Below are 25,198 nucleotides of genomic sequence, written 5' to 3'. Positions count from 1 at the left end.
CGCGCCTGGGCGGCGATCGCCGGATCAGTCTGCTCGATCAGCGATCGCCCGCAACAGTCGTACGACCCCCTGCGGACCGTCGACCACGAGGTCCGCCTGCTTCGACAACTCCGTGACCTCCTCGCTGCCACTGCAGACCAGGAGGCCCGGGGTGCCCTCGGAGCGGAGGGTGTCGACGGCGGCGTAGGCGGGGAGGTCGCCGAGGTCGTCGCCGGCGTAGAGGACGGACTCGGCGCCGAGTTCGCGGACGTACTCGCTCAGCGCCACGCCCTTGTCCATGCCGGGTGGGCGGAGTTCGAGGACCATGCGTCCCGGTTCGACGATGAGGCCGTTGCGGGTGGCGAGGTCGGTGAGGGGCTCGCGGAGGGCGTCGAAGGTGCCCTGGGGGTCGGCCGCGCGGCGCGTGTGCACGGCGATGGCATGCCCCTTGTCCTCGATCCAGGTGCCCTGTGTGCTGTCGAGGAGGCCCGGCAGTTCGACGCGTACGGCTGCGACGCCGGGGTGGGGGTCGGGGGCGGTGACCTCCCCGCTGGCGGCGTCCCAGCGCTCGGCGCCGTAGTGGCCGAGCACGACGAGGTGCTCCAGCCCTGGGGTTCCGGTGAATCCGCCGTACCGCACGGCGACGTCGGCCGGGCGGCCGGTGATCACCGCCACGGCGGCCACTTTCGGGGCCAGCGCGGCGAGGGTCGGCAGGGCGTCGGGGTGGGGGCGGGCCTTCTCGGGGTCCGGGACGATCGGTGCGAGGGTTCCGTCGAAGTCGAGGGCGATCAGTGCGCGTTCCGGGTGGGCGACGATGGCGGCCAGGCCGGCGCGGCCGGGTGGGGTGGTGGGGGTCGGCAGGGGATCCGTGGAGTTGGTCGAGTGACTGCCCATGGGGCGACCCTATCCAGCAGGGTGCACGCTGGGCAGTTCTCGCCCCCGCCGCCCCTACCCGTCCCATCCCTGGGGGCTGCCGGCCCCAGACCCCCGCTTCGGCCCTGAACGGGCCTCGTCCTCAAACGCCGGACGGGCTGAAATTCAGCCCCTCCGGCGTTTGAGGAGCGGGGGTCCAGGGGGCAGAGCCCCCTGGCGGGGTCGAAGGGGCGGAGCCACTTCAGGATGGGACGGGTAGGGGCGGCGGGGGCGAAACTCCCAGGCGCGCCCCCGTCACCGTTCCGCCCGCCGCACCTCCCGCACCCGCCGCAACCGATTCACCGTCACCGGATCATGGGCCAGAGCCCGGGCGTCATCCAGCAGGGCGTTCAACAGCTGGTAGTAGCGCACGGGCGCCAGCCCCAGCTCCTCCCGTATCGCCCGCTCCTTCGCACCAGGCCCCGCGAAACCCCGGCGTTCCAGGGCGAGGATGGCCTGCTCACGCTCCGCGAGGGCGGCGGGCTCGGGCTGTTCCTGGCTCATGTCCCGCACAGTAGCCCCCACCTCCGACAACACCACCACCCCGACACCGACACCACCGGCGGAGCTACTCGGCACTCTCCGCCCGCGCAGCCGTCGACTGCAACTGCCCCAGAACCACCGAAGGGCTCCCCCCGGAGGCGACCGTCCTACCGATCCGCTTCTTGATGTCCGCGCTGACCGCGGCCCAGGAGGTCCGTCCGACCGGGTACAGCTCGGACAGCGGGAGTTCCTCGAGGAAGGGCTTGAGGTCGGCGTCCCGCTTGGCCCCGGTCATCACCGTGGACGCGGAGGTCGTGACGGGCAGCAGGTCGTACTCGCGGGAGAACTCCAGGACGTTCCGCTCGTCGTAGACAAAGTCGAGGAACTCCCCCACCTGTTCGGCATGACCGTTCTGCTTGAAGGCCATCATCCAGTCGGCCACGCCCATGGACATCTTGGTGGGACCGTCCACCCCGGGCATGGGCACCATGCCGAACTTCACGCCCTTCTTGGTCGCCATCTGCATCAGCGAGGGGTGGCCGTTGAGCATGCCGACGTCCCCGGCCGCGAAGGCCGAGAACGCGTCGGCCCGGTTGAGCTCGCCGGGCGCGACCGGCCCCGTGAGCCCCTTGCCGACCAGGTTGTTCTTGAGCCAGTCGAAGGTGGCGACGTTCTCCGCGGAGTCGATGCTGTACGTGCCGTAGTCGGCGTCGGTGTAACCGCCCCCGCCGCTGAGCAGCCACTGCATCGTCTCGGCCTGCGCCTCCTCGGGCCCGAGCGGCAGCGCGTACGGGTACTTCACGCCCTCCGCCTTGAGCACCGCGGCGTCGGCGGCCAGCTCCTTCCAGGTCGTCGGCGCGGTGAGGCCGGCCTTCTGGAAGAGGGTCTTGTTGTAGAAGAGCAGCCGCGTGGAGGAGGCGAACGGTATGCCGTACTGCGCCCCGTTGACCTGCCCGGCGTCCGCAAGCTGCGAGACGAGGTCGGCCTGGACGGCTATGGAGAGCAGGTCCTCGGCCGGGTAGAGGAGGTCCTTCGCGGCGTAGTCGGCGTACGCGCCGATCTGCGCCATGTCCGGCGCCTTCCCGGCGTCGACCATCTCCTTGACCTTGGCGTCGACGTCGTTCCAGGAGTACACCGTGACATCGATGCGCACGCCGGGGTGTTCCTCCTCGTACTCCTTGACGAGTTTGTCCCAGTATTTCTGGGAGCTGTTCGCCTCGCTGTCCCCGTAGTCCGCGGCGACCAGCTTCAGCGTCACCTCGTCCGAACCACCAGTCAGCCCACAGCCGCCCAGAACCACGGTCAGACCCAGCGCGGACACCGCCGCGATCGCCCCCGTACGCCCGGTACGCCCCGTACGCCTACGCCGCTGCACGCAAAACCGCCCCACAACTCATGTTCGAAACTTTCGAAACGTCATACATATTGCCCCCATAAGGTCTACACCACGTAAGTGGACTAGACCTCTCGCGGGTGCGCAAGACACACTGTCCCCGTGAGACATGTCATCGCCCTCGATGTGGGCGGCACCGGGATGAAGGCCGCCCTCGCAGGGGCGAGCACTGTGCTCTCTCGTGGGGCACCCCCCAGACCCCCCGTGCTCCTCCATCAGGCCCGCCGCCCGACCGGGCGCGAGCGCGGGCCGGACGCGGTCGTCGAGGGCATCCTCGACTTCGCCGCCGAGCTGCGCGCGTACGGCGAACAGCACTTCGGCGAGCCCCCGGCCGCCATCGGCGTCGCCGTCCCCGGCATCGTCGACGAGGAACGGGGCATCGCCACCTACGCGGCCAACCTGGGCTGGCGGGACGTCCCCCTGCGCGAGCTGCTCACCGAACGGCTCGGCGGCATCCCCGTCGCCCTCGGCCACGACGTGCGCACCGGCGGTCTCGCGGAGGGCCGGATCGGCGCGGGCAAGGGAACCGACCGTTTCCTCTTCGTGCCGCTCGGCACCGGGATCGCCGGCGCCATCGGCATCGACGGCCGGGTGGAGGCGGGTGCGCACGGCTTCGCGGGCGAGATCGGCCACATCGTCGTACGGCCCGGCGGGCCCGCCTGCCCGTGCGGGCAGCACGGCTGTCTGGAGCGGTTCGCCTCCGCGGCGGCGGTGAGCGAGGCATGGGCCGCCGCCTGCGGGGACCCGGAGGCGGACGCGGCGGACTGCGCGAAGGCCGTCGCGTCCGGCGACCCGAACGCCGTACGGGTGTGGCAGGGGGCCGTGGACGCACTCGCCGACGGCCTGGTCACCGCCCTCACCCTGCTGGACCCCCGCACCCTGATCATCGGTGGCGGCCTGGCGGAGGCGGGGGAGACGCTGTTCACACCGCTACGGGACGCCGTCCGGCGGCGGGTGACCTTCCAACGGCTGCCGTCCATCGTCCCGGCGGCCCTGGGCGACACGGCGGGATGCCTGGGCGCCGGGCTCCTGGCCTGGGATCTCCTCACATCCACCGACCGCACGGAGGAATCGACCTGATGGCAACCCCCTCAGGGGCGCGGGGAACTGCGCGACCAGCCCCACACAACCCGCATCCCGCAACCCACAAGGCGCCCCTCGTCCTGTCCGGCGGCAACGTGGTCATGCCGACGGGAACCGTCAAAGAGGGCCAAGTAGTCGTCGACGGCACCTGCATCGCCGCCACAGCCCCAGCAAACGCCCAGGTGATCGACCTCACCGGCCACTACGTAGTCCCCGGCTTCGTAGACATCCACAACCACGGCGGCGGCGGAGCCTCGTTCACGTCGGGCACGGTGGACGACGTAGTCACCGGCATCCACACCCACCGCCTCCACGGCACCACCACCCTCGTCGCCTCGACGGTGACCGGCGACATGGACTTCCTGGCCCAGCGAGCCGGCCTCCTCTCCGAACTGGCCGAGCAGGGCGACATCGCCGGCATCCACTTCGAGGGCCCTTTCATCTCCCCGTGCCGCAAGGGCGCGCACTCCGAGGAACTGCTGCGCGACCCGGACCCGGCGGAGGTCCGCAAGCTGATCGACGCGGCGCGCGGGCACGCCACGATGGTCACCCTCGCCACCGAGCTGCCGGGCGGCCTCGACTCCGTACGCCTCCTCGCCGAACACGGCGTCATCGCGGCGATCGGGCACACGGACGCGACGTACGAGCAGACGGTGGAGGCGATCGAGGCGGGCGCGACGGTCGCCACGCACCTGTTCAACGCGATGCCGCCGCTCGGCCACCGTGAGCCGGGCCCGATCGCGGCCCTGCTGGAGGACGAGCGGGTGACCGTCGAGCTGATCAACGACGGTACGCACCTGCACCCGGCGGCGCTGGAGCTGGCGTTCCATCACGCGGGCGCCGACCGGGTCGCGTTCATCACGGACGCCATGGACGCGGCCGGCTTCGGCGACGGCCGCTACATGCTCGGCCCGCTGGAAGTGGAAGTCGCCGACGGTGTGGCACGCCTCGTCGAGGGCGGCTCGATCGCGGGGTCCACCCTCACCCTCGACCGCGCCTTCAAGCGGGCGGTGACCATCGACCGGCTGCCCGTCGAGGACGCGGTGGCGGCCCTGTCCGCCAACCCCGCCAAGCTGCTCGGCCGGTACGACCGCATCGGCTCCCTGGAGCCCGGCAAGGACGCCGACCTGGTGCTGCTGGACTCCGACTTCGACCTCAAGGGCGTGATGCGCCGGGGCGAATGGGTGGTTGAACCCCAACTGGGGTGATGTGTCCTGCTGTTGAGGGCGGCGGTTGTCCTGCGAGACTGGGACGGCCGCCGCCCATTTGGCATGATCAGCTCTCCGGGCGGAGCGTCCGGCAGACAGACGGCAAACGCGCTGCGAACTTCTTCGCACTGTGCACTTCTTCGGGGGAGGTCGGCCCAGGTGATCCTCACGGTCACGCTGAACACCGCTCTCGACATCACCTATCGCGTAAGGGCCCTACGGCCCCACGCCTCCCACCGGGTCTCCGAGGTCACCGAACGCCCCGGCGGCAAGGGCCTGAACGTGGCCCGGGTGCTGGCGGCCCTCGGGCACGAGGTGACGGTCACCGGATTCACGGGCGGCGCGACGGGCCGCGTCGTACAGGAGCAGCTCACGGCCGCGCCGGGCGTGGTGGACGCGCTGGTCCCGGTGACGGGCGCGACCCGGCGCACGGTTGCCGTGGTCGACGACCGGACCGGCGACACGACCCAGCTCAACGAACCCGGCCCGACGATCTCCCCCGCCGAGTGGTCCGCCTTCCAGGAGGCATACGAGGATCTCGTCCCGTCGGCCTCGGCGGTGGCCCTGTGCGGCAGCCTGCCGCCGGGCGTGCCGGTGGGGGCGTACGCCGGTCTGGTACGGGCCGCACGCGCGGCGGAGGTTCCGGTGCTGCTGGACACCAGCGGCGAGGCACTGCGCCGGGGCGTCGCCGCCCGCCCGGACATCATCAAGCCCAACGCCGACGAGCTGGCCGAACTCACCGGTTCCCACGAGCCGTTGCGCGCCACACAAGACGCGCGGCGCCGGGGGGCACGAGCGGTGGTCGCCTCCCTGGGCACGGCCGGCCTGCTCGCCCTCACCCCCGAGGGCCGCTGGCGGGCCACCCCACCCACCCGCCTCCACGGCAACCCGACCGGCGCCGGCGACGCGGCGGTGGCGGGCCTACTGTCGGGACTGGTAGAACGACTGCCCTGGCCGGACCGACTGACCCGCGCGGCGGCGCTGAGCACAGCGAGCGTGGTGGCGCCGGTGGCGGGGGACTTCGACCGGCAGGCCTACAAGGAGCTCCTGGGGCGGGTGTCGGTGACGACGGCGTGAAAGCTGTGGCCTCGCAGAACATGCCTGCCCAGCAGTTGGCCGGAAAACGCCCTTCCGCTTGCAAACCGGATGATCCGGTGATCATCTGTTCGCCGAATTGACCAATCTCGCCACATCGACCCATGGCGAAAAGTACAGGGGGAACCTCCTATGAGCGTGCTCAGGAAAAGCCTGACGGCGGTGGCTCTGGCCGGCGCCTTGGTGGGCGGCGCCTTCGCCACACCGGCTGCGGCGGCTGATCCCAAGACCTGCCCGAGCGGGAAGGTCTGCGGATGGTCGGGGAAGAACAGGACCGGAACCAGGACTGTGCTCTCCGTGACGCCTGGCTGCTATCCCTTCAAAACTGCGCGGTCCGTCTCGAACCAGACGTCCTACCGCATCGAGTTCTGGCACATCACTCCCGGCACCGGCTGCAACGTCGGCACCAAGCTGTTCACTCTGAAGCCGCACACGTACTCGGACAACACCGGCTCTACCGTTACGGGGATCGGAGTCTACGGGGGTTAGTACGCGGCCCTCATACCGGCGGCCACGCCTGCGGTGCATCGACGGGACTCCGCCCGTCGGCGGTTTCCAGCGGTCGTCGCAGCACATGGCCGGTTGTTCAGGTCGTGAGAAGTTCATGCAGGCGCTCGGCTGGGGTTTCCCAGCCGAGCGTTTTGCGTGGGCGTCCGCGTCGTACTGACTAGCCCTGCTAGCCCTTGCTGAGCCACAACTGGTCGAGGTAGGCGTTGCACTGGTTCCCCTGACCGCAGGAGATCTCCAAGACGTTGGTGCCCTTGGTCAAGGCCACGGGAGCCCAAGTGGACTGCCACCCCTTCTCCCAGTCGCCCTCCGGAGACCCGATGAAGTTCTTCATGCCCAGGGGCTGCGTGTTGGCCTTGCCGTTGACCGTCAGCGTCGCATTGGCGTCCACACCAGGGATGGCGTAACGGACATACAGCCGGTAGGAGCCGGCCTTCTTGATGCCGTCGACGGTCCACTTAACCGTGGCACCGACTTGGTTGAAGCCCTGCACATAGACGCCGCCGTCCGCCTCGGCACCGCTGACGTCGGAGGCCGTCGTGACGCCGGACCCGAGGTTGAGCGTCTTCGCATCGGCCTTCGGCAGGTCCACCTCGCTGGCAGCACCGCTACTGGCGGACTGGCTCGGCTCGCTGCTCTGCGACTGCGTGGGCGTCGCCCCCGCCTCGTTGCCCGTGTTACCCGGGTCGTCGTCGCCGCCCACCATGGCCACGCTGATGCCTATGACGACCGCCGCGACGACCGCGATGGCCCCGATCAGCAGCCCCTTGGTGTTGGGGCCACGGCCGCGCCCCGCGCCGGAGCCGCTGCCGCCGCTGTACGCAGGCTGCTGCTGGGCCGTCGGCGCCCCGCCGGGGTGCGTCTCCGGCGCCGCGTAGTGGGCGTTCGGCTGGCCGTACGCGCCCTGCTGCTGCGGTATCTGGCCGTAGGGCGTCGTCGCCTGCTGCTGTCCGTACTGGCGCTGGCCGACCGCGCGCACCCGGTTGACCGAGCCCGGGTAGCCGTAGCCCCCGCCACCGGACGGCGGCTGGGCGCCGTTGGCCTGCCCGTCGGCGTAGAGGTAGCCGAACGGGTCGTCGTCCTCGGGCGTACTCGCGCCGTTGTTGCCGGACGTCATCCCTTGGGTCTCCTCACCAGGTGCGGGCGGATGCGATACGTGGGGTCAGAACGGGGAGCCTACCCGCTCCTGCCGACCCAAACGGGTGACTCGGATCGCATCAGCTCGCTGACCTGGGGGTTACCCAGCGCGTCTGTGTTGTTTGGGACGAGATCGTTTCTCTACGTACATCCGCTCGTCAGCGGACTTCAACACTTCGTCCGCAGTCATCCCGCAGTGTGCCCACCCGATGCCGAAGCTGGCACCGACGCGGACCGCACGCCCCTCCGCCCGGATGGGCTGGATGATCTCGTTGCGCAGGCGTACGGCGAGGTCCTGGGCGTCGGCCCGGCCGAGACCGTCGGCGAGGATCACGAACTCGTCGCCGCCGAGCCGGGCGACGGTGTCGCCGTCGCGGACCCCGCGCGTCAGCCGCCGGGCCACCTCGATGAGAACCGCGTCACCCGCGTTGTGCCCGAACCGGTCGTTGATCGACTTGAAGCCGTCGAGGTCGCAGAAGAGGACCGCGAGCCCCTTGGCGCCGTCGTCGCGCCCGCCCTCGGCCGGGGCGACGGTGTGCTCGTGATGGTCGTAGGCGTCGTAGACCGCCGCGCCGGGGAAGTCGAAGCCGTGGCCGTTGGCGTCGTAGACGGCGGGATGGCCGTAGGCCGCGTCCGTGGACTGCAGGGCACCCGCGTGGGTGGGGCGCTCGCACAGCCGCGCGGAGAGGCGGGAGCGCAGCTCGGCGGAGTTCGGCAGGCCGGTGAGGGAGTCGTGGGAGGCGCGGTGGGCGAGCTGGAGCTCGCGGCGCTTGCGCTCCTCGATGTCCTCGACGTGGGTGAGCAGGAAGCGGGGGCCGTCGGCGGCATCGGCGACGACGGAGTTGCGCAGCGAGACCCAGACGTAGGTGCCGTCACGGCGGCCGAGGCGCAGTTCCGCGCGGCCGCCCTCCGCCGACGTACGCAGCAGGGTGCCGATGTCCTCGGGGTGGACGAGGTCGGAGAAGGCGTAGCGGCGCATCGCGGAGGCGGGGCGGCCGAGGAGACGGCAGAGCGCGTCGTTCGTCCGGAGGATCCGCCCGTGCTGGTCGCCGCCCATCTCGGCGATGGCCATGCCGGAGGGGGCGTACTCGAAGGCCTGCCGGAAGCTTTCCTCGCTCGCTCGCAGGGCCTGCTGCTCGCGCTCCAGCCGGACCAGTGCCCGCTGCATATTCGCGCGTAGACGTGCGTTGCTGATGGCGATGGCGGCCTGGAACGCGTACATCTGGAGCGCCTCGCGCCCCCACGCGCCCGGCAGTCGGCCGTTGCGCGGCCGGTCCACGGACAGGACCCCGATCAGCTCACCGCACCCGGCGCCCTGCGCGCCGGGCGTGTACATCGGCGCGAAGAGCCGGTCCGAGGGGTGCCACTCGTCCTCGAAACGGGGTGCGGGGCCGTCGGTGTACCACTGCGGTACGTCGTCGTCGTCGAGTATCCAGCCCTCGGTGTGCGGGATGAAGACCAGGTCGCCCCAGCGCTCGCCCATGGCCAGCCGGCGGTCCCAGGACTCGCGGGAGCCGACGCGGCCGGTGATGAGGGCCTCGGCGGCGGGGTTGCCGGAGAAGGCGGCGACGACGAGATCGCCGTCGGGACGCACGAGGTTGACGCACGCCAGCTCGTAGCCGAGACCGGCTACGACGCCGTCGGCGACGGTCTGCAGCGTGTCCGCCAGGCTGCGGGCGGTGTTCATGTCCGCCATGGCCTGGTGCACTTGGCGCAAGGTCGCAAGACGGACGTACGGCTCCGACTCGGTCTCCATGCTCGCCCTCCCCCCCGAGACCTCGCAGCGAATCAAGGGTGCTCTTCGGCGCTTCTCAGTCGATGCTTCTCAATCGATCGTGCCCTTGTAGCTTCCCCGCCACTGAATCACAGCGCGCTCCCCACTCGGTACACAGGGTCAACAATTAATGCCCCTTGTGACTCAAGTCACAGGTAAACGTGAACAATTGAGCGGCGTTTCTGCGTTTTTCCTGTGTGTTTACTGAACGCAAACTCTGTGTGCCTGTGGAGATGTCGCCAAACGGTTCCGAACAGGCGCGTCGGCTCTCCGCCCGTAGTCCTAGGTCCGTTCTCGGGCGCAGGGCCGATGTGGGGTGTGCGGGGCCGACATTAGCGTTTTCGGCGTGCCGAACACTTCTCCCCCCGCGCCGTCCGTGACCGCCGTCCTCCCCGCCGCCCGGAGCGCTTCCGGGCATGCTGAGGGAGTGAGCAACGACGAGTTCCGTGCCGCCATGTCACGGCTGGCCGCGGGTGTGGTCCTGGTGACCGCCCTTGAGCCGCCGCTGGACCCGGACGACCCGCACGCGCCGGTCGGCGAGGACGTCGGCATGACCGCGACGGCTTTCATGTCGGTGTCCCTGGACCCGCCGTTGGTGCTGGTCAGCCTGCGTGAGGGCTCCCGCATGGACGACCTGCTCGCCGAGCAGCCCCTGTGGGCGGTCTCGGTCCTCGCCGAGAGCCAGCGCCACATCGCCGGCCGCTTCGCCATGAAGGGCCGGGTCAGCGACCGGCTGCTGTTCGCCGACATCCCGTACATCCGCGGCAAGGAGACCGGCGCCCCCTTGGTGGGCGGCGCCCTGGCCACCCTGGAGTGCCGCACCGAGCAACGGGTGACGGCCGGCGACCACACCCTGGTGATCGGCCGCGTCCTGTCGGCCTCGCTGCCGAGTTCGGACGGAGGGCCGCTGACGTATTTCCGGGGCCGCTACCGGCAGTTGGGGTGAACTCCGCGGCCGGGGACGGGAAGGGCGGGAACAATTCCCTGGCCTCCGACTGATCACCCGCCATACCGTGCCGGGATGACGTCGCCCACTTCAACGCCCCGGCTCGAAAAGATCACACCCGGAAACTTCGAGGCCGCCACCGGCATAAGCGTCCGCCCTGACCAGGAACACGCGGTCTCCCCCGTCATGCAGTCCCTCGCCGAGGCATACGTCCACCCCGTCGGCGTCGCCTGGCCACGCCTGATCGTCGACGGCGACCGCCCGGTCGGGTTCCTGATGGCGTTCCTCGACATCGACTGGCGTGGCGACGGCACCGTCTTCCGTTCCGGACTGTGGCGGCTGAACATCGCCGCGCGGGAACAGGGCCGGGGTTACGGACGGTTCGCGGTCGAGTCCGTGGCCGCGGAGATCCGCCGCAGGGGCGGCAAGCACCTCTACGTCACCTGGCACCCCGGCCCCGACGGCCCGGAGGGCTTCTACCTCGGGCTGGGCTTCCGCCTCACCGGGGAGACGTCCGGGGGCCAGACGGTGGGCGTGCTGGAGCTCGACCGGATCCCCGACCAGGGCCTCCACTAGATCAGCGCCACGTCGAGCCGGGACACCCGCTCGGCGTCCGTCACGATGTCGATCGCGGCGATCCGATCCCGTACGAACGCAAACCTGAAGGCCCGTTCCACCCGTCCCTCGGCAAGCACCACGAACCCCACGGCGCCGTCGACCAGCGCGGGCCGCCCGACACCGGCGAGGGGCCCGAACGTCGCCGCGCCCCGCGCCACCGCCGCCGCGCCCGTCGCCACCCCGACCTCGGTGCGGGCGACGACGTCCGGGTCCAGGACGTCGAGCAGCCCCTCGAAGTCACCGTCCCGCGCGGCGGCGAGGAAGGCAACCACGACCTGCCGCTGCCTGGCGCGGTCGCTCTCGGGCACGTCCGCCCCCCCGTACCCGGCGCCGGGCGCGGCTGGCGAGCTGCCGGGCGGCGGCCGGCGTACGGTCCACGACGGCCGCGACCTCCTCGTACGACACCCCGAACAGGTCGTGCAGCACGAACGCCAGCCGCTCGGCGGGCGTCAGGGCGTCCAGTACGACGAGCAGGGCCACGCCCACCGAGTCGGCGAGGAGCGCGTCCTGCTCGGGGTCGGTCGCGGGGGCGGGCGTGAAGGCGGACGCGAAGGCGGCGGGGGTGGCCGGATCGGCAAAGGCGGCGGAAGCGGGTGCCGTGGTGTCCAGGGGCTGTTCCGCGCGGGACTTGCGGGAGCGCAGCATGTCCAGGCAGACCCGGCCGACGACGGTCGTGAGCCAGCCGCCGAGGTTGTCGACACGGGTGGTGTCGGAGCGGCTCACCCGGAACCACGCCTCCTGCACCGCGTCGTCGGCCTCGGCGGCCGAGCCGAGCATGCGGTGGGCGACGGCGCGCAGGCGGGCGCGGTGCGCCTCGAAGCGCTGGGCAAGGAAGTCGGGGTCGTCGGTGTCGCCGGCACTCATCTGTCGCAGCCTCTCGTCGCGGTCCGTCATCAGTGGCATGACGGACCGCGCGCCAGGGATGTGACAGACGCGGTACGGGCGGGCGACGGGGCAGGGTGTGGCTCTGCGCGGATGTGCGGGCGGGACGCGGAGATGCGGGCGGAGATGCGGGCGGGACACGGAGATGCCTGCCGGGGGAAGAGATGTCGGCCGCGGGGGAGGGGGAGCCCTTACCCCGAGCGGGAGCTCTTACCCCCAGTCCCGCCCGGACCGTCCCCGCTTGGTGTCCGAGCGCTGCTTCTTCTGCCTCAGCCGCCGCTCGTTGATCCCCCGGGGAATCCGGGTCGGCTTGCGCGGCTTCGGCGGCGGGGCCGTCGCCTCGGCGAGGAGCGCGGCGAGGCGTACGGCGGCGGTCTCGCGGTTGCGCCACTGGGAGCGGTGTTCGGAGGCGCGGACGGTGACGACGCCGTCGACGAGGCGGGACGCCAGCCGCTGCAGTGCCCGCTGCTTCCACACCTCGGGCAGCGCCTCGGTCCTCGCCAGGTCGAACCGCAGCTCGACCTGCGAGTCACTGGTGTTGACGTGCTGGCCGCCCGGACCGCTCGACCGCGAGAAACGCCACATGAGCTCGGCCTCCGGGAGGGAGACGGAGCCGCGGACGACGTAGGGACCAGACATGCCGTCCATGTTCCCTGCCCTGTCCGGTCCACGTCACGCGAATATCTCCCGAGGGCCCCTGAGAGTGCTTTTTGGCAAAGAAAGTAAAGACACCTGGAACTTGAGGTACCCCTCTCCGCGTTCATAGGGGTAGCTGTAGCTTCTAGCCGTACCGCAACGAGGGAAGGGACTCCCAACAATGGCTGTAAGCCTGTCCAAGGGTGGCAACGTCTCGCTCACCAAGGAGGCTCCGGGCCTGACCGCCGTCACCGTGGGCCTCGGCTGGGACGTCCGCACCACCACCGGCACGGACTTCGACCTCGACGCCTCGGCGATCGCGGTCAACCCCACGGGCAAGGTCTACTCGGACGCCCACTTCGTCTTCTTCAACAACAAGCAGACGCCGGACAGCACCATCGTCCACACCGGTGACAACCGCACGGGTGAGGGCGCGGGCGACGACGAGGCCATCAACGTCAACCTCGCCGGCCTCCCGGCCGACGTCGACAAGATCGTCTTCCCGGTCTCGATCTACGACGCGGAGAACCGCTCGCAGAACTTCGGCCAGGTCCGCAACGCCTACATCCGCATCGTCAACCAGGCCGGCGGCGCCGAGATCGCCCGCTACGACCTCTCCGAGGACGCGGCCACCGAGACCGCCATGGTCTTCGGCGAGCTCTACCGCAACGGCGCCGAGTGGAAGTTCCGCGCGGTCGGCCAGGGCTACGCCTCGGGCCTGGTGGGCATCGCGCAGGACTTCGGCGTGAACGTCTGACGGACGCCGCCCCGAGCCGGAGCCCCTTGCCGCGGTACGCCGTGGCAAGGGGCTCCCCGCGTCGGGGGCTTGGTGCTCGGGCCGTTCGATAGGTTGCCCGAATGATCCTCGACCCGCTCCCCCTCACTCCCGGCCACGACATCCCGGGTCCGCTTCTCGCCGAACTCACCGCGCTCTACGCCTCCAACCGCGACTTCCACGCGCTCAGCGGTGACTTCCCGGACCCGGACGACATCCGCCCGGAGCAGGTGGCGGCCGCGCTGGCCGAGGAGGTGCGGATCCCCGGGGCCGAGGTGCTGCTCGCGCGTTGTGGGTCCCCGGGCTCCAGCGAAGCCGAGGGTGGGGGAGCCGGACAACTGGCCGGGATCGTCATCACGCTGGCCCGGCACCCGGACCCGTCCGACCCCGACCCCTGGATCGGACTCCTGATGATGGACGCGGGCCTGCGACGCCAGGGGTACGGACGCCGGTTGGCCTCCCTCGTCGAGGACCGCTTCCGCGCGGCGGACCGCACCGCCGTACGCCTGGCCGTTCTCGACAACAACCCCGACGCCCTCGCCTTCTGGACGGCCCTCGGCTACGAGACCATCGCCTACGGAAGAGACCGCCAACTCGACCGCCCCTGCACGGTTCTGCGCAAACCGCTGCCCAGTCCCCACGCACCCCGCGCCGAGCCGCCCGCGTAGCCGTACTCGACCCGGAGGGCTCGGTCCTCCTCTTCCGGTACGACAACGTCGAGGTCGGCGTCCACTGGGCCCTCCCCGGCGGCGGCCTGGAGGCCGACGAGACGCCCCGCGAGGGCGCCCGGCGCGAACTGCGCGAGGAGACCGGCTGGACGGACCTGGAACCGGGCCCGCTGCTGTGTATTTGGGAGCACGACTTCACACACGCGTCCGTCCCCGTCCACCAACACGAGCACATCTACGTCACCCAGGGCCCCCACCGCGACCCGACCGGCCCTCAACTCCCCGCAACCCACGCCGCCGAGGGCATCCTCAGCTGGCGCTGGTGGACCCGGGAGGAGCTGGCGGAAGCCCCGGAGCCGGTGTGGCCACCGGATCTGGCACGGCTGCTGGACGAGTGGGACGCCGGCAAGGGGGCCTGAACCGGCATGGACTGGACGCCCCTGGCCGGCACCGCCCTGGGCACCCTCGTCGGCGTCGGCTCGACGCTGCTCGCGGACCGGGCCCGCTGGCGCCGCGATCTGTCCGACCGGACCCGACAGGAACGCAAACAGATCTATGTCACCGGGATCTGGAGCGGGCGGCCTGACGGCCTGACCTGGTTGCGGGACGGTCGGCTTGGCCGGGTGGCGGGGTGGCCGGCCTGAAGGGTTGAGGGGCAGCCGGCCCGACCGGGCGGCGGGACAGCCGGCCCGACCGGATGGCGGGACAGCCGGCCCGACCGGATGGCGGGACAGCCGGCCCGACCGGATGGCGGGACAGCCGGCCCGACCGGATGGCGGGACAGCCGGCCCGACCGGATGGCGGGACAGCCGGCCCGACCGGATGGCGGGACAGCCGGCCCGACCGGATGGCGGGCGGTCGGCCCGACCGGATGGCGGGCGGTCGGTCTGAAGGCTTGCGGGGCGGGCGCCCTCAGGGCTGGTCGGGTTTTCCGTCCCCGTACAGCCAGGCCTCCCAGATGGGGGTGAAGTCCTCGTCCGGTGCCTTCTTCTCGACGTATGCCGTGAAGTCGTCGGTGTCCGCGTTGCCGTGCCGGTGGTCGGCCGCCCAGCCCTGGACGATGTCGTAGAAGGTGTCGTCGCCGACGGTCTGACGGATCTTGTGGAGGACCATCGCGCCGCGCTGGTAGACGGGGTCGTCGGAGATGTGTTCGGCGCTGGTCGGCTCGGCGGGCGGGAAGGACCAGAGGTCCTCGTGGTCGTCGACGCCGTGGTCGTACAGGGCGTCGAAGGTCTCCTGCGCGCTGTCGCCGCCCTCGTCCTCCTCCCACAGCCACTCCGCGTACGTCGCGAAGCCTTCGTTGAGCCACATGTCCCGCCAGCTCTTCGGTGTCACGGAGTTGCCGAACCACTGGTGGGCCAGTTCGTGGACGAACAGTTCGACGCCGGGGGCGCCGGGGAAGACGGGCCGGTTCTGGGTCTCCAGGGCGTAGTCGGCGGCGTCCGCGTCGGCGACGATCGCGCCGGTGGAGGAGAAGGGGTACGGGCCGAAGTTCTCCTCCGCCCAGTCCATGATCTCGGGGAGCCGGTCGAGCACCTCGCGGCTGTCGTCGGCCTGCCCCGGGTCCACCGCGACGTACACGGGCAGGCCGCTGTCGGTGGTGGAGCGGCTGATCTTGTAGTCGCCCATGGCGAGCGTGGCGACGTAGCTCGCCATGGGTTCGGAGGTGTGCCAACGGAACGTCGTCCGACCGCCGCTGGTCGTCCGGTTCACCAACTCCCCGTTGGAGACGGCCTCCAGGCCCTCCGGCACGGTCACGTCGATGTCGTACGACGCCTTGTCGGACGGGTGGTGATTGCCGGGGAACCACGCCATGGATCCCGTCGGCTCCCCGAGGGCCAGCGCGCCGTCGGCGGTGGGGAGCCAGCCTTCCGCGGAGTCGTCGGGGTCGGTGACGGTCTCGGGGGTGCCGGAGTAGCGGACGGTGAGCTGGAAGGTCTCGCCCTTGTCGAGCTCCTCGCGCGGACGGACGACGAGTTCCTGGCCGTTACGGCTCCAGCGAGCGCGCTCGCCCTCCACGCCGACCCGCTCGACGTCCAGGCCCTTCAGATCGAGGTCGAAGGCGGACAGGTCCTGGGTGGCGCGTGCGGTGATCTCCGCCGTGCCGGTGAGGTGGCGGTCGTCGGGGTCGTAGGCGAGGTCGAGGGCGTAGTGGGTGACGTCGTAGCCGCCGTTGCCGGCCTTGGGGAAGTACGGGTCGCGCACGCCGGAACCGCCGGGGGTGCCCTGGACGCCGCCGCACGCGGTGAGGACGAGCAGGGCGGAGGTGACGGTCAGGGCAAGGGGCGCGAAACGGGACACGCCAGTGATCCTATGAGTTCGGCGTGACACCATCCCCTACGTGCTCGACATCGGCTACGCCCTCTCCAACCGTTTCCCGGATCCCCCGCAGACGGACTACCGCCGCGCGGACGTCCGCGCCCTGCGCCACGACCTGTTCTGCGGCGACGTCTACCTCGCCGACACCAAGGCCGACCGGGAGTTGTCCACAGCCTGGGGATGGGTGCCGGTGCTCGACTTCGCCTGGGCCCTGTGCGACATCGTCGAGCAGCTGGACCAGGACCCGGCCGGCTCCCGCGCCTCCCGTCCGCAACACGCGGAACTGGACTTCACCGAGTCCACGGACCGCATGCTCTTCGAGCGCCGCTTCGGCTGGGTGGACATCGAGTCGGACTGGATGCCCGCGGAGGAGCCCCCGCTGACCTTCTCGCACAGCGAGCTGCGCCGCGAGGCCCGCGACTTCCTGCACGACCTGATCGCCGACCTCATCGACCTGCACGAGGACCTGGCCGAGAACCCGGCGATCTGGACACTCCAGGCGCGGTTTCCGCGGGTGGGGTGACCCGGGCGGGGTGAGGCGGCCGGGCCGGTGTCGGCACCGGCCGGTTCCGCGCGCGACGACGCCGGCCTTCCAGACCGCGATCAGGTCGTGAAGGCCGATACACCTTGCGGGCAGTTCACAGCATTGGCCAACGCCGCCCCTCAGCCCCACCGACCTTCCGCAGACCGACCTCTAACCCTCCACCCTGATCCCCAACTGCGCCGCCAACACAGGTGCCAGATCGAGTAGTTGACCGGGACTGATCACCGCCCCGGCCAGCCGGTCCACCCCCCGCGCGATGTCCAGCTCCGCCGTCCTGCGCAGATCCACCTCCGCCAGCGTCACCCCGGTGAGGTCCGCCCCCTTCACCGCGCAGTCCACGAACTCCACCCGCTCGAGGCGGGCGCCCCCGAAGTCCGGCTCGACCAGGACACAGCCCTCGAAGACGACGTCCTTGAGCTTGGCCTTGCGCATGTTCAGGTAGTCGATCTTGCCGCCCCGGATCAGCACCCGCTCCAGCACGGCGCCATGCAGCTGCACCCCGCCCAGGCGGGCGTCCACCAGCTCCACATCACGCAGGGTCGACTCGGCGAGATAGGTGCCGACGCCCCGCGGTCCCGTGAGCACCGAGTCGAGGATCCGGGCGTGGTGAAGTCTCGTCTCGTCCAGGGCGCAGCCCCGCAGCGCGCAGTCCAGGAAACGGGCGCCGGCACCGTCCTGTCCGCCGAGGTCCTCCTCCCGGAACTCCAGGCCGTCGTAGTCCCCGTCCGGCTCCAACTCCCCGTCCCGGTACGGCTCCAGCGGCGGCAACCGCACCTCGGGCCGCCGCGCACCCTTCACGCCACCGCTACCGGCACCACTCCTGCCCGCACCACCACTCCTGCCCGCGCTGCCGCCCCCGCCCCCCTCACCCATCGCTCTCCTCGCCATGCCCCCATGCTGCACCCCACCACTGACAATCCCCCTGACCTGCGCCGACACCGCGCCACCCCCGCGCCGACGCCCCGCCGACCCCGGCCAACGCCCCCGCCGCCACCCCCGATGTCACATTCCGGGACCCCAGAACCGTCCTACTCCCAGAGAAGGGACGAAAGGCGACCCCGACCGACCCCGACCACAAGGGAGACCCCAGCCATGCACCGCATCACCGTCATCGGCGGCGGCTTCGCCGGCCTCACCGCGGCCATCACCGCCGCCGAGGCGGGCGCCAAGGTCACCGTGTACGAGGCCCACCACACCCTCGGCGGGCGGGCGCGGACCGCCGAGGGGCCGTACCGGACGAACGAAGGCCCGCACGCCCTGTACAACGGCGGCCCGCACTGGGCCTGGCTCAAGCAGCGCGACCTCATCGGACCGCTCGCGCCGCTCCCGCCCCTGGAGGCCGCCCGGCTGCGGCTGCGGCACCGCGGCGTCCTGCGCCGCACCCCGCCCTTCGCCATGCTCAAGCTGCTGCGGCGCGGCCTGCCGCAGGCGCCCGTCGACCTCGACTTCATGACCTGGGCCACGGACATCGCCGGCGAGGAGGGCGCCCGTGCCGCCGCCCACTACTCCGCCGTCGCCCTGTTCCACCACGACCCCGGCGCCCTGTCCGCCGCGTTCGTGCAGGAGCGGCTGCGCCGGGCCACCAAGCTGCCGCCGGAGGCGCACTATCCGCGGGGCGGATGGGCGACCATGATCGACCGGATGGCGGCCCGGGCCTGGAATCTCGGGGTGCGAATGGAGACCCTCTCCCGAATCGACAGTCTCGACGACCTCGATGACCGCGATGACCGCGGCAGCCTGACGACCGGCACCCCCGTCATCGTCGCCACCTCCCTCGACGCCGCCCGTCGCCTCCTCAAGGACGACTCGCTGACGTGGACGAGCGGCCGTACGGCACTCATCGACCTCGCCGTGCGGACCCGGCGCGGGGACGCCTTCGCTGTCTCCGACCTCGACGAGACCGGGTGGCTGGAGCGGTTCACCGCGCAGGACCGGTCCCTTGCGCCGGCCGGTGAACAGCTGATCCAGGGCCAGATCCCCATCGCCCCGCACGAGTCCAAGGCCGACGGCATCGCCCGTGCCGAGCAGCTTCTCGACCTCGGTTTCCCCGGCTGGCGCGAGCGCGTCACCTGGCGGCGCGAGTCCGTCGCGAGCGGCCGTACCGGCGCCGTCGACCTGCCCGGCACCAGCTGGCGCGACCGCCCGGCCGTCGATCGCGGCAACGGGGTCTATCTGGCGGGCGATCAGGTCGCCGCTCCGGGCGTGCTGTCCGAGGTGTCCTTCAACAGCGCCCTCACGGCCGTGTCCCTGGCCCTCGGGCGGCACGCCCTTGACCTCAAGCAGGCTTGAGGTTGCAGCATCGATCAGCCGCCTCCGGCGACGGGGTGGGCGGCCTGACAGACCCGAGTCCAAACGATGGGGGACCCTCATGCACGCCATCCGCCTGCACGCCTTCGGCCCGGCCGAGAACCTCACCTACGAGGACGTCGACGCCCCCGAACCGGGCCCCGGCCAGGTTCGTATCGCCGTGGCGGCAGCCGGCGTCCACCTCCTCGACACGGCCCTGCGCCAGGGCATCCAGGGCCCGGCACCGCAGCCGCCCACGCTGCCCACGATCCCCGGCCGCGAGGTCGCCGGCGTCGTCGAGGCCCTCGGCGAGGGCGTCGCGGAGCTCTGGCTCGGCAAGCGCGTCGTCGCCCACCTGGGCTTCGCCCCGGGCGGCTACGCCGAGCTGGCCGTCGCCGACGTGGACCGCGTCCACGAGGTCCCGGCGAACCTCGACTTCGCCGAGGCCGTCGCCATGATCGGCACGGGCCGTACGACGATGGGGATCCTGCAGTTCGCCGAGCTCGGCCCGGACGCGGTCGCCGTGATCCCGGCGGCCGCCGGCGGCATCGGCACCCTGCTCGTGCAGTACGCCAGGAACGCCGGCTCCGTCGTCATCGGCCTCGCGGGCGGGCCCGAGAAGGTCGCCCGCGTGCAGGAGAACGGCGCCGACCTCGCCGTCGACTACACGGACCCGGCATGGCCGGAGAAGGTCCGTGCCTTCCTGGGCGGGCGGCCGGTCACCGTCGTCTTCGACGGCGTCGGCGGCGATGTCGCCCGCGAGTGCGTCGCCCTGCTCGGGCCGGGCGGCCGGCACCTCGTCTTCGGCTGGTCCGGCGCAGGGCAGCACGACGGCAAGCCCTACTTCGTCGACGGCGTCTCCCAGCAGGTCCTCGGCCCCGTGATGATGCAGAAGGCCGGTGGCCCCAACCCCGTACGCACTCTCGAACTGCGCGCCCTCGCCGACGCCGCCGCGGGCCGCCTCACCCCGGCCGTCCAGCGCTTCCCGCTGGCCGAGGCGGCGGCTGCCCATCGCGCCCTCGAAAACCGCGGAACCACCGGAAAGGTGGTGCTGGAACCGTCGCGTCGCGAGATCGCGTGACTTTCACGCCACGGCCCCCGCAAACGGGGGGGGAGGGGCCCCGCCGAACCGCGGAGCCCCTCCCCCCTGTGTGCGAAGACCGGCCGGCCCTCGCCGCGACGCTCAGCCGGCGACCGCCTTCGTCGCCTTGCTCAGCGCCGACCCGTCCTTGTGACCCGTACGGTGCGCGATCACCTTCACGGTGATCTTCTTGCCCTTCTGCGCCGACTTCAGCACCAGCGACGACTTGGTCGCCCCGCTGATCGCCCTGCCGTTCGCGTACCACTGGTACGCGTACGACGTCGCCGCCGGAGACCAGGTCCCCTTGGACGTCTTCAGCGTCCTGCCGACCTTCACCGTCCCGCTGATCACCGGCAGCTTGGTCGCCTTGGGCGCGTCACCCTTGGCCACGGTCACCGCCGCCGAGGTCGCCGACCCACTCACCCAGCCGGGCTTGACCGCGGTCACGGTCACGGTGAGCTTCTTGCCGACCATCGAGGCGGGGACGGTGTACGTCGACGCCGTCGCCCCGCTGATCGCCGTCCCGTTCGCCTTCCACTGGTACGTGTACGACGACGGGGTCGCCGACCAGCTCCCGGTCGTGGCCGTCACCTTGGCACCCGTCTTGGCGGTGCCGGTCACCTTGGGGGCCACCGTGTTCTCCAGCTCGGGCTGGGGGGTCACGGTGAAGGTGCCGCGCGGGAACTCCCAGCCGCGCGTGAGCACGCTGACGTTCCAGGTGCCGGTGGCCGCGCCGGTCAGGTCGAGGGTCGCGGTCACCGTCCGGTTGTCCGCGGAGACCGAGTCGGCCGCCGCCGTGATCGTCTTCCCGGCCTGGCTGATCCGGACGGTGACGTCCGGGCCGAGCGCGGTGCCGGTGACCGTGAGCTTCACCTTGCCGCCTGCGGCCCCGGTGTCGGGGCTGACCGCGGTGACGGCCGTCTCCTCGGTGCCGCACGGCGCGGACGTGCAGGTCAGCTTGGCGCTGTAGGCCGTGCTGGGCGCCTTCTCGGGCAGGCCCAGCAGGAACACCGTCGGTGTGCTCTGCGAGGACGAGCCGAGCGCGTCGCAGTCGTATCCCTCCGGGATGTAGTGCGTGCACCCGTTGGCCCAGGTCGACGTGTTGTACAGCACCGGCACCGCCGTGGCGGTGGCGCCGGTGGTGTCCTTGATGTCGGTTTCGAAGCGGTCGAACCCGGCGGTCGGCAGCGCCGCGCACACGGCCGTGTGCGACTCGTCCAGGGTGCCGCTGATCGGCCCGTACCCGTACGCCACCGACGGCACCTTGACGCACTCCGGCGCGGGCCCGTCGGCGGTCGCGATGCGCAGGGCGTCCAGGCGGTACTCGGGCGAGGCCTTGAGGTTGACCGGCGTCTGCACGAGGACCTGGTGGGTGGTGGACCCGGTGACCGCGCAGGAGGTGTTGCGGAAGGCGCACTCCACACGGCCGTCCCCGGCGATGACCGCGGAGTTGGCGGTGCCGAGGGCGTCCCGCACGTTGACGTGCACGACGTCGGTGTCCGCGGCGGTGGTCACCTGCCGGCAGTCGAGGGTGCCGGGGTCGCCGTACGCGCTCTTCACGGAGGGTCCGCCGACCTTCGCGGCCGCGGTCGTCGTGCAGCCCGCCGAGGAGGCGCTCGCGGTGACGTCCCGCCGGGTCAGGGTGTAGGTGGCGGCCTCGTCGCGGCCGGTCACCAGCACGGTGTGGGCCTTGCCCGGGGTCAGGGAGCAGATCGTCCAGCCGTTGGTGGTGGCGTAGCGCTCGCAGACCCGCTTGCCGTCGGAGTCCAGCACCGAGAACTCCGCGGAGGCGGCCCCGGCGGTGGCGATCAGCTGGAGGACCTCGGCGCTCGTGTGCGCGTCCGCCGGGATGCCCAGGCAGTGCGAGAAGACACCGCCGCCGGTGGTCAGCGTGGCCTTCTTGCCGTCGGCGGCGAAACTGCCGGCGGGCAGGACGGGGCAGCCCTGCGCGACGTCGGTGCGGTGGAAGGCCACCGCGTAGGCGCCGGTCGCCGTGTCCCCGTCGTCCTCGGTGTGCACCAGCGCCCGGTAGGGGGCCTCGCCGGTGAGCGCGCAGTCGCCGCCCTTCAGCTTGTCCTCGTCGCACTGCGCGGTGCCGGCCCGGTCCAGGACCTCCACCTCGGGGGTGAGCCCTGCCGAGGAGAGCGAGGTGAGCGCGGCGATCCGGGCGCCCTGCGGGGCGTCCAGCGTCAGGCAGTCGTACTGGCCGGCCGTGCTCAACTCGCCCTTGTGCAGGCCCGTCCCGGTCGCCACGCATCCGGCGTCGGAGGCACGGTCGAGGACGACCAGCCCGGCGCGCGTGTCACGGAAGGGGTACGTGCCGTCGTCGAGCACAGCGGTGTAGGTGCCCGGCGTCTTGATCCGGCACGGGTCGGCCCCGTACCGGCACACGCTCAGCCCGGCCGCGTCGTACACCCGGGCCACCCCGACCTGCCGGTCCTCGCTGACCGAGTGCACGGTGTACGGGCCCGCCGCACCGGCGGTGAAGGTGAAGCACGGGTTGGTGGTGAGGTCCTGCCGCTCCAGCGGGCCGTACGCGCGGACCGGGGCGGTGGTGCAGCCCTGCGGGTCGCTGAGCCGGCGCACCTTCACCGCGTACTCGGCGGGGAAGCCGTTCTCCGCGCGCGAGACCGTGGAGATCACCCGGTAGGGGCCGTCGCCGGGCAGCACGCAGCTGTCCTCGTCGTTCTCCGGGAACTGCTCGCAGATCCGCTTGCCGGTCGCGTCGGTGATCCAGGCGAGGGAGTCGCCGTACGCCTTCGTGCCGTAGGTCAGCCGGACCCGGTCGCCGCGCGCGCCCTCGAAGGGCTGGCAGTCGACCTCCACCCGGCTCACGGTCGTACGGGTGACGTCCGGCTGGTCCCAGTTCGTGCCGACGCGGTCCGCGCACCCCTTGGTCGAGCCGAGCGGCACGAAGGTGACGGAGGTGGCCTTGGCCTCCCAGTCGGTGTTGAGCACCTTCAGCGTGTAGGTGCCGGCCTCGGGCACCGCGCACATGCCGCGCGTGGCGTACCCGTCGCCGTAGCAGTCCACCTCGCTGCCGTCGGCGGCGAGCAGCTGCCTGGTCATCGTGTTGCCGCTGTCGTCCAGCGCCGGGGCCAGATACAGGCCCGGCGTCTCGACGGTGACGGTGTAGCAGGCGCTCGAGTCGGGTGCGACGGTCGCCTTGCCGACCGCGTCCCCCGGGTCACCGAAGGACGCGAGCGCGAGCGGCGCGCACGCCTCGTCCGCGGCGACGGCGGGGCTCGCCCCGGTCAGGGCCAGAGTCGAGGCGAACAGCGAGACGACGGCGGCGAACACGGCCGGAAACACGGCCCGCCGCCTGCGTCTCGCACGCGGACAGGAGTCGTCGTCGGACATGGAATCCCCCCGGAATCATTGGTCGTTGAGGCGATAGTCGCACACAGGTGTGACAACGCCCTCGTGAGATTCCAGGGACGAAACTTTCAGTGCCGCCCGGCCACCCGGTCGGCGATCCGCGCCAGCCTCGCGGACTCGGCGCTGTGGGTGAGGTGCTCCCGCCGGTCCGCCGCCCGGTACGTGGCGTACAGCCCGTGCACCCCGAGCCACCGCAGCGGCTCCGGCTCCCACTTGCGCACCTTGTGGCCGACCCACGGCAGCTCGGTCAGCTCGGTGCGCCCGCCCTGGCCCGAGTCCTGCTGCACCAGGTCCCGCAGCGTCCGGGCCGCCAGGTTGGCGGTGGCGACACCCGAACCGACGTAACCGCCCGCCCAGCCGAGCCCCGTCGACCGGTCCAGGGTGACCGTCGCGCACCAGTCGCGCGGCACGCCCAGCACCCCCGACCAGGCGTGCTCGATCCGGACCGGGGCCAGCTGTGGGAAGAACCGCACGAGGATCTCCCGCAGCGCCTCGATGGTCGCCTCCTGCGTGCGCCCGTCGTTGTCGGTCCGCGATCCGAAGCGGTACGGCATCCCGCGCCCGCCCAGCGCGATCCGCCCGTCGGCGGTGCGCTGCGCGTACATGTAGGCGTGCGCCATGTCGCCCAGCGTCTCGCGCCCGCCCCAGCCCACCGACTCCCACTGCTCCTCGGTCAGCGGCTCGGTGGCGATCATCGAGGAGTTCATGGGCAACCAGGTCCGCTGCTGCCCCTTCAGGGCGGCGGTGAACCCCTCGGTGCAGCGCAGGACATAGGGCGCGCGGACGGTGCCGTACGGCGTGACGGCGTGCTTGGGCCGGATCTCCGTCACCGGCGTCAGCTCGTGGATCGTGACCCCGAGCGCCGCCACGGCCGCCGCGAGGCCCTTCACCAGCTTCACCGGGTGCACCCGCGCCCCGTGCGGCGTCCAGGTCGAACCCACGGCGTCGGCGACCTTGACGCGCTCGGCGGTCTCGCGGGCACCGAACAGCTCGCGGTCCTTCTCGCCGTACGACACCTCGTGCTCGTGGAAGGCCTTCAGGCGCGCCAACTGGGCGGGGTTGCGGGCGACTTCGAGGACACCGCCCTTGTGGACATCGGCGTCGATGCCCTCTTCCTCGGCGGCCCGTACGACCTCGTCGACGGTGTCGTTCATGGCCCGCTGCAGCCGTACGGCGGCCTCGTGGCCGTGCAGCTTCGCGTACCGGTCGCGTCCCGCGATGCCGTTGTACAGCCAGCCGCCGTTGCGTCCCGAGGCTCCGTACCCGCAGAACTTCTGCTCCAGGACGGTGATCCGGAGGAAGGGCACCGCCTTCTTCAGGTAGTAGGCGGTCCACAGTCCCGTGTACCCACCGCCCACGATCACCACGTCCGCGGAGGCGTCCCCCGCGAGCGGCTCGCGCACCTCAGGGAGGCCGTCGTCCGCGTACCAGAAGGAGATGCCGCCGTTCACGGCACCACTCACCGAGCTGCTCATGCGAGGACGGTAATTCGCG

General features: G+C 71.5%; 21 protein-coding genes and 2 pseudogenes. 12 read left to right on the top strand and 11 right to left on the bottom strand.

Features of this window, described 5'->3' with window-relative positions; genetic code table 11:
* Positions 1-24 precede the first annotated feature (24 nt).
* The 3 genes from otsB to ACTMVF_RS28070 all read right to left on the bottom strand — a co-directional run bounded on the left by otsB (position 25) and on the right by ACTMVF_RS28070 (position 2,749).
* Positions 25-873: a trehalose-phosphatase gene (gene otsB / locus ACTMVF_RS28080; protein WP_441273880.1), complete on the bottom strand. Its 849-nt coding sequence runs from the start codon at positions 871-873 to the stop codon at positions 25-27.
* 273 nt (positions 874-1,146) lie between these two features.
* Positions 1,147-1,395, bottom strand: coding sequence for a DUF3263 domain-containing protein (locus tag ACTMVF_RS28075; protein ID WP_441273879.1), 249 nt, complete (start codon positions 1,393-1,395; stop codon positions 1,147-1,149).
* A 64-nt stretch (positions 1,396-1,459) separates the two neighbouring features.
* Positions 1,460-2,749 (bottom strand): extracellular solute-binding protein, encoded by a 1,290-nt coding sequence (locus ACTMVF_RS28070; protein ID WP_441273878.1) that lies wholly within the window; start codon positions 2,747-2,749, stop codon positions 1,460-1,462.
* A 120-nt stretch (positions 2,750-2,869) separates the two neighbouring features.
* Here ACTMVF_RS28070 and ACTMVF_RS28065 point away from each other — a divergent pair, with 120 nt between their 5' ends.
* From ACTMVF_RS28065 to ACTMVF_RS28050, 4 genes are all read left to right on the top strand, one after another.
* Entirely contained in the window at positions 2,870-3,847 is a 978-nt protein-coding gene (locus ACTMVF_RS28065; RefSeq protein WP_441273877.1) for an ROK family protein, read from the top strand.
* Positions 3,848-3,951: 104 nt separating this feature from the next.
* Entirely contained in the window at positions 3,952-5,058 is a 1,107-nt protein-coding gene (gene nagA, locus ACTMVF_RS28060) for an N-acetylglucosamine-6-phosphate deacetylase (RefSeq protein WP_441273876.1), read from the top strand.
* Between the two features lie 159 nt (positions 5,059-5,217).
* Positions 5,218-6,135 carry a 1-phosphofructokinase family hexose kinase gene (locus ACTMVF_RS28055; protein WP_441273875.1) on the top strand — a complete coding sequence of 306 codons (918 nt, stop codon included), beginning with the start codon at positions 5,218-5,220 and terminating at the stop codon, positions 6,133-6,135.
* Between the two features lie 150 nt (positions 6,136-6,285).
* A complete protein-coding gene (locus ACTMVF_RS28050) occupies positions 6,286-6,642 on the top strand; it encodes a peptidase inhibitor family I36 protein (RefSeq protein ID WP_441273874.1) in 357 nt (118 codons plus the stop codon).
* A gap of 187 nt (positions 6,643-6,829) precedes the next feature.
* On the opposite strand, the gene ACTMVF_RS28045 is transcribed toward ACTMVF_RS28050, so the two are convergent.
* Together ACTMVF_RS28045 and cdgB are read right to left on the bottom strand one after the other, a co-directional pair.
* Positions 6,830-7,777 carry a carbohydrate-binding protein gene (locus ACTMVF_RS28045; RefSeq protein ID WP_441273873.1) on the bottom strand — a complete coding sequence of 316 codons (948 nt, stop codon included), beginning with the start codon at positions 7,775-7,777 and terminating at the stop codon, positions 6,830-6,832.
* Positions 7,778-7,897: 120 nt separating this feature from the next.
* Complete coding sequence (gene cdgB / locus ACTMVF_RS28040; protein WP_441273872.1) at positions 7,898-9,553, bottom strand: diguanylate cyclase CdgB; 1,656 nt, start codon at positions 9,551-9,553, stop codon at positions 7,898-7,900.
* 364 nt (positions 9,554-9,917) lie between these two features.
* Between cdgB and ACTMVF_RS28035 the strand changes: the two genes are divergently transcribed.
* Entirely contained in the window at positions 9,918-10,517 is a 600-nt protein-coding gene (locus ACTMVF_RS28035) for a flavin reductase family protein (RefSeq protein WP_441273871.1), read from the top strand.
* A gap of 75 nt (positions 10,518-10,592) precedes the next feature.
* Positions 10,593-11,093, top strand: coding sequence for a GNAT family N-acetyltransferase (locus ACTMVF_RS28030; RefSeq protein WP_441273870.1), 501 nt, complete (start codon positions 10,593-10,595; stop codon positions 11,091-11,093).
* Here ACTMVF_RS28030 and ACTMVF_RS28025 read toward each other — a convergent pair.
* Positions 11,090-11,999, bottom strand: a pseudogene (locus ACTMVF_RS28025) (sigma-70 family RNA polymerase sigma factor). The gene ACTMVF_RS28030 and the pseudogene ACTMVF_RS28025 sit on opposite strands and share 4 nt — an antisense overlap.
* A 228-nt stretch (positions 12,000-12,227) precedes the next feature.
* Positions 12,228-12,665: an alternative ribosome rescue aminoacyl-tRNA hydrolase ArfB gene (gene arfB, locus ACTMVF_RS28020; protein ID WP_441273869.1), complete on the bottom strand. Its 438-nt coding sequence runs from the start codon at positions 12,663-12,665 to the stop codon at positions 12,228-12,230.
* 169 nt (positions 12,666-12,834) lie between these two features.
* On the opposite strand from arfB, the gene ACTMVF_RS28015 reads away from it, so the two are divergent.
* The 3 genes and pseudogenes from ACTMVF_RS28015 to ACTMVF_RS28005 all read left to right on the top strand — a co-directional run bounded on the left by ACTMVF_RS28015 (position 12,835) and on the right by ACTMVF_RS28005 (position 14,740).
* Entirely contained in the window at positions 12,835-13,410 is a 576-nt protein-coding gene (locus ACTMVF_RS28015) for a TerD family protein (protein WP_030050335.1), read from the top strand.
* A 101-nt stretch (positions 13,411-13,511) separates the two neighbouring features.
* Positions 13,512-14,515: pseudogene (locus ACTMVF_RS28010) on the top strand (GNAT family N-acetyltransferase).
* 6 nt (positions 14,516-14,521) lie between these two features.
* Positions 14,522-14,740, top strand: coding sequence for a hypothetical protein (locus tag ACTMVF_RS28005; RefSeq protein ID WP_441273868.1), 219 nt, complete (start codon positions 14,522-14,524; stop codon positions 14,738-14,740).
* A 268-nt stretch (positions 14,741-15,008) separates the two neighbouring features.
* Here ACTMVF_RS28005 and ACTMVF_RS28000 read toward each other — a convergent pair whose 3' ends face one another.
* Entirely contained in the window at positions 15,009-16,397 is a 1,389-nt protein-coding gene (locus tag ACTMVF_RS28000) for a M1 family metallopeptidase (RefSeq protein ID WP_441273867.1), read from the bottom strand.
* Positions 16,398-16,437: 40 nt separating this feature from the next.
* Between ACTMVF_RS28000 and ACTMVF_RS27995 the strand changes: the two genes are divergently transcribed.
* Positions 16,438-16,938 carry a hypothetical protein gene (locus tag ACTMVF_RS27995; RefSeq protein ID WP_441273866.1) on the top strand — a complete coding sequence of 167 codons (501 nt, stop codon included), beginning with the start codon at positions 16,438-16,440 and terminating at the stop codon, positions 16,936-16,938.
* Between the two features lie 171 nt (positions 16,939-17,109).
* On the opposite strand, the gene ACTMVF_RS27990 is transcribed toward ACTMVF_RS27995, so the two are convergent.
* A complete protein-coding gene (locus ACTMVF_RS27990; RefSeq protein ID WP_441273865.1) occupies positions 17,110-17,847 on the bottom strand; it encodes a pentapeptide repeat-containing protein in 738 nt (245 codons plus the stop codon).
* A 204-nt stretch (positions 17,848-18,051) separates the two neighbouring features.
* Here ACTMVF_RS27990 and ACTMVF_RS27985 point away from each other — a divergent pair, with 204 nt between their 5' ends.
* Both ACTMVF_RS27985 and ACTMVF_RS27980 read left to right on the top strand, forming a co-directional pair.
* Positions 18,052-19,248 (top strand): FAD-dependent oxidoreductase, encoded by a 1,197-nt coding sequence (locus ACTMVF_RS27985; RefSeq protein ID WP_441273864.1) that lies wholly within the window; start codon positions 18,052-18,054, stop codon positions 19,246-19,248.
* A 79-nt stretch (positions 19,249-19,327) separates the two neighbouring features.
* A complete protein-coding gene (locus tag ACTMVF_RS27980) occupies positions 19,328-20,326 on the top strand; it encodes a zinc-binding dehydrogenase (protein ID WP_441273863.1) in 999 nt (332 codons plus the stop codon).
* 102 nt (positions 20,327-20,428) lie between these two features.
* Here the strand turns inward: ACTMVF_RS27980 and ACTMVF_RS27975 are convergent, their stop codons facing one another.
* Both ACTMVF_RS27975 and ACTMVF_RS27970 read right to left on the bottom strand, forming a co-directional pair.
* Positions 20,429-23,686 (bottom strand): IPT/TIG domain-containing protein, encoded by a 3,258-nt coding sequence (locus ACTMVF_RS27975; protein ID WP_441273862.1) that lies wholly within the window; start codon positions 23,684-23,686, stop codon positions 20,429-20,431.
* Positions 23,687-23,772: 86 nt separating this feature from the next.
* Positions 23,773-25,179: an NAD(P)/FAD-dependent oxidoreductase gene (locus ACTMVF_RS27970; protein ID WP_441273861.1), complete on the bottom strand. Its 1,407-nt coding sequence runs from the start codon at positions 25,177-25,179 to the stop codon at positions 23,773-23,775.
* Positions 25,180-25,198: the final 19 nt, after the last annotated feature.

This window comes from Streptomyces sp. SD31 (assembly GCF_052068475.1).
Taxonomy (GTDB): Bacteria; Actinomycetota; Actinomycetes; order Streptomycetales; family Streptomycetaceae; genus Streptomyces.
This window is presented reverse-complemented; position numbering and strand designations above follow the sequence as displayed.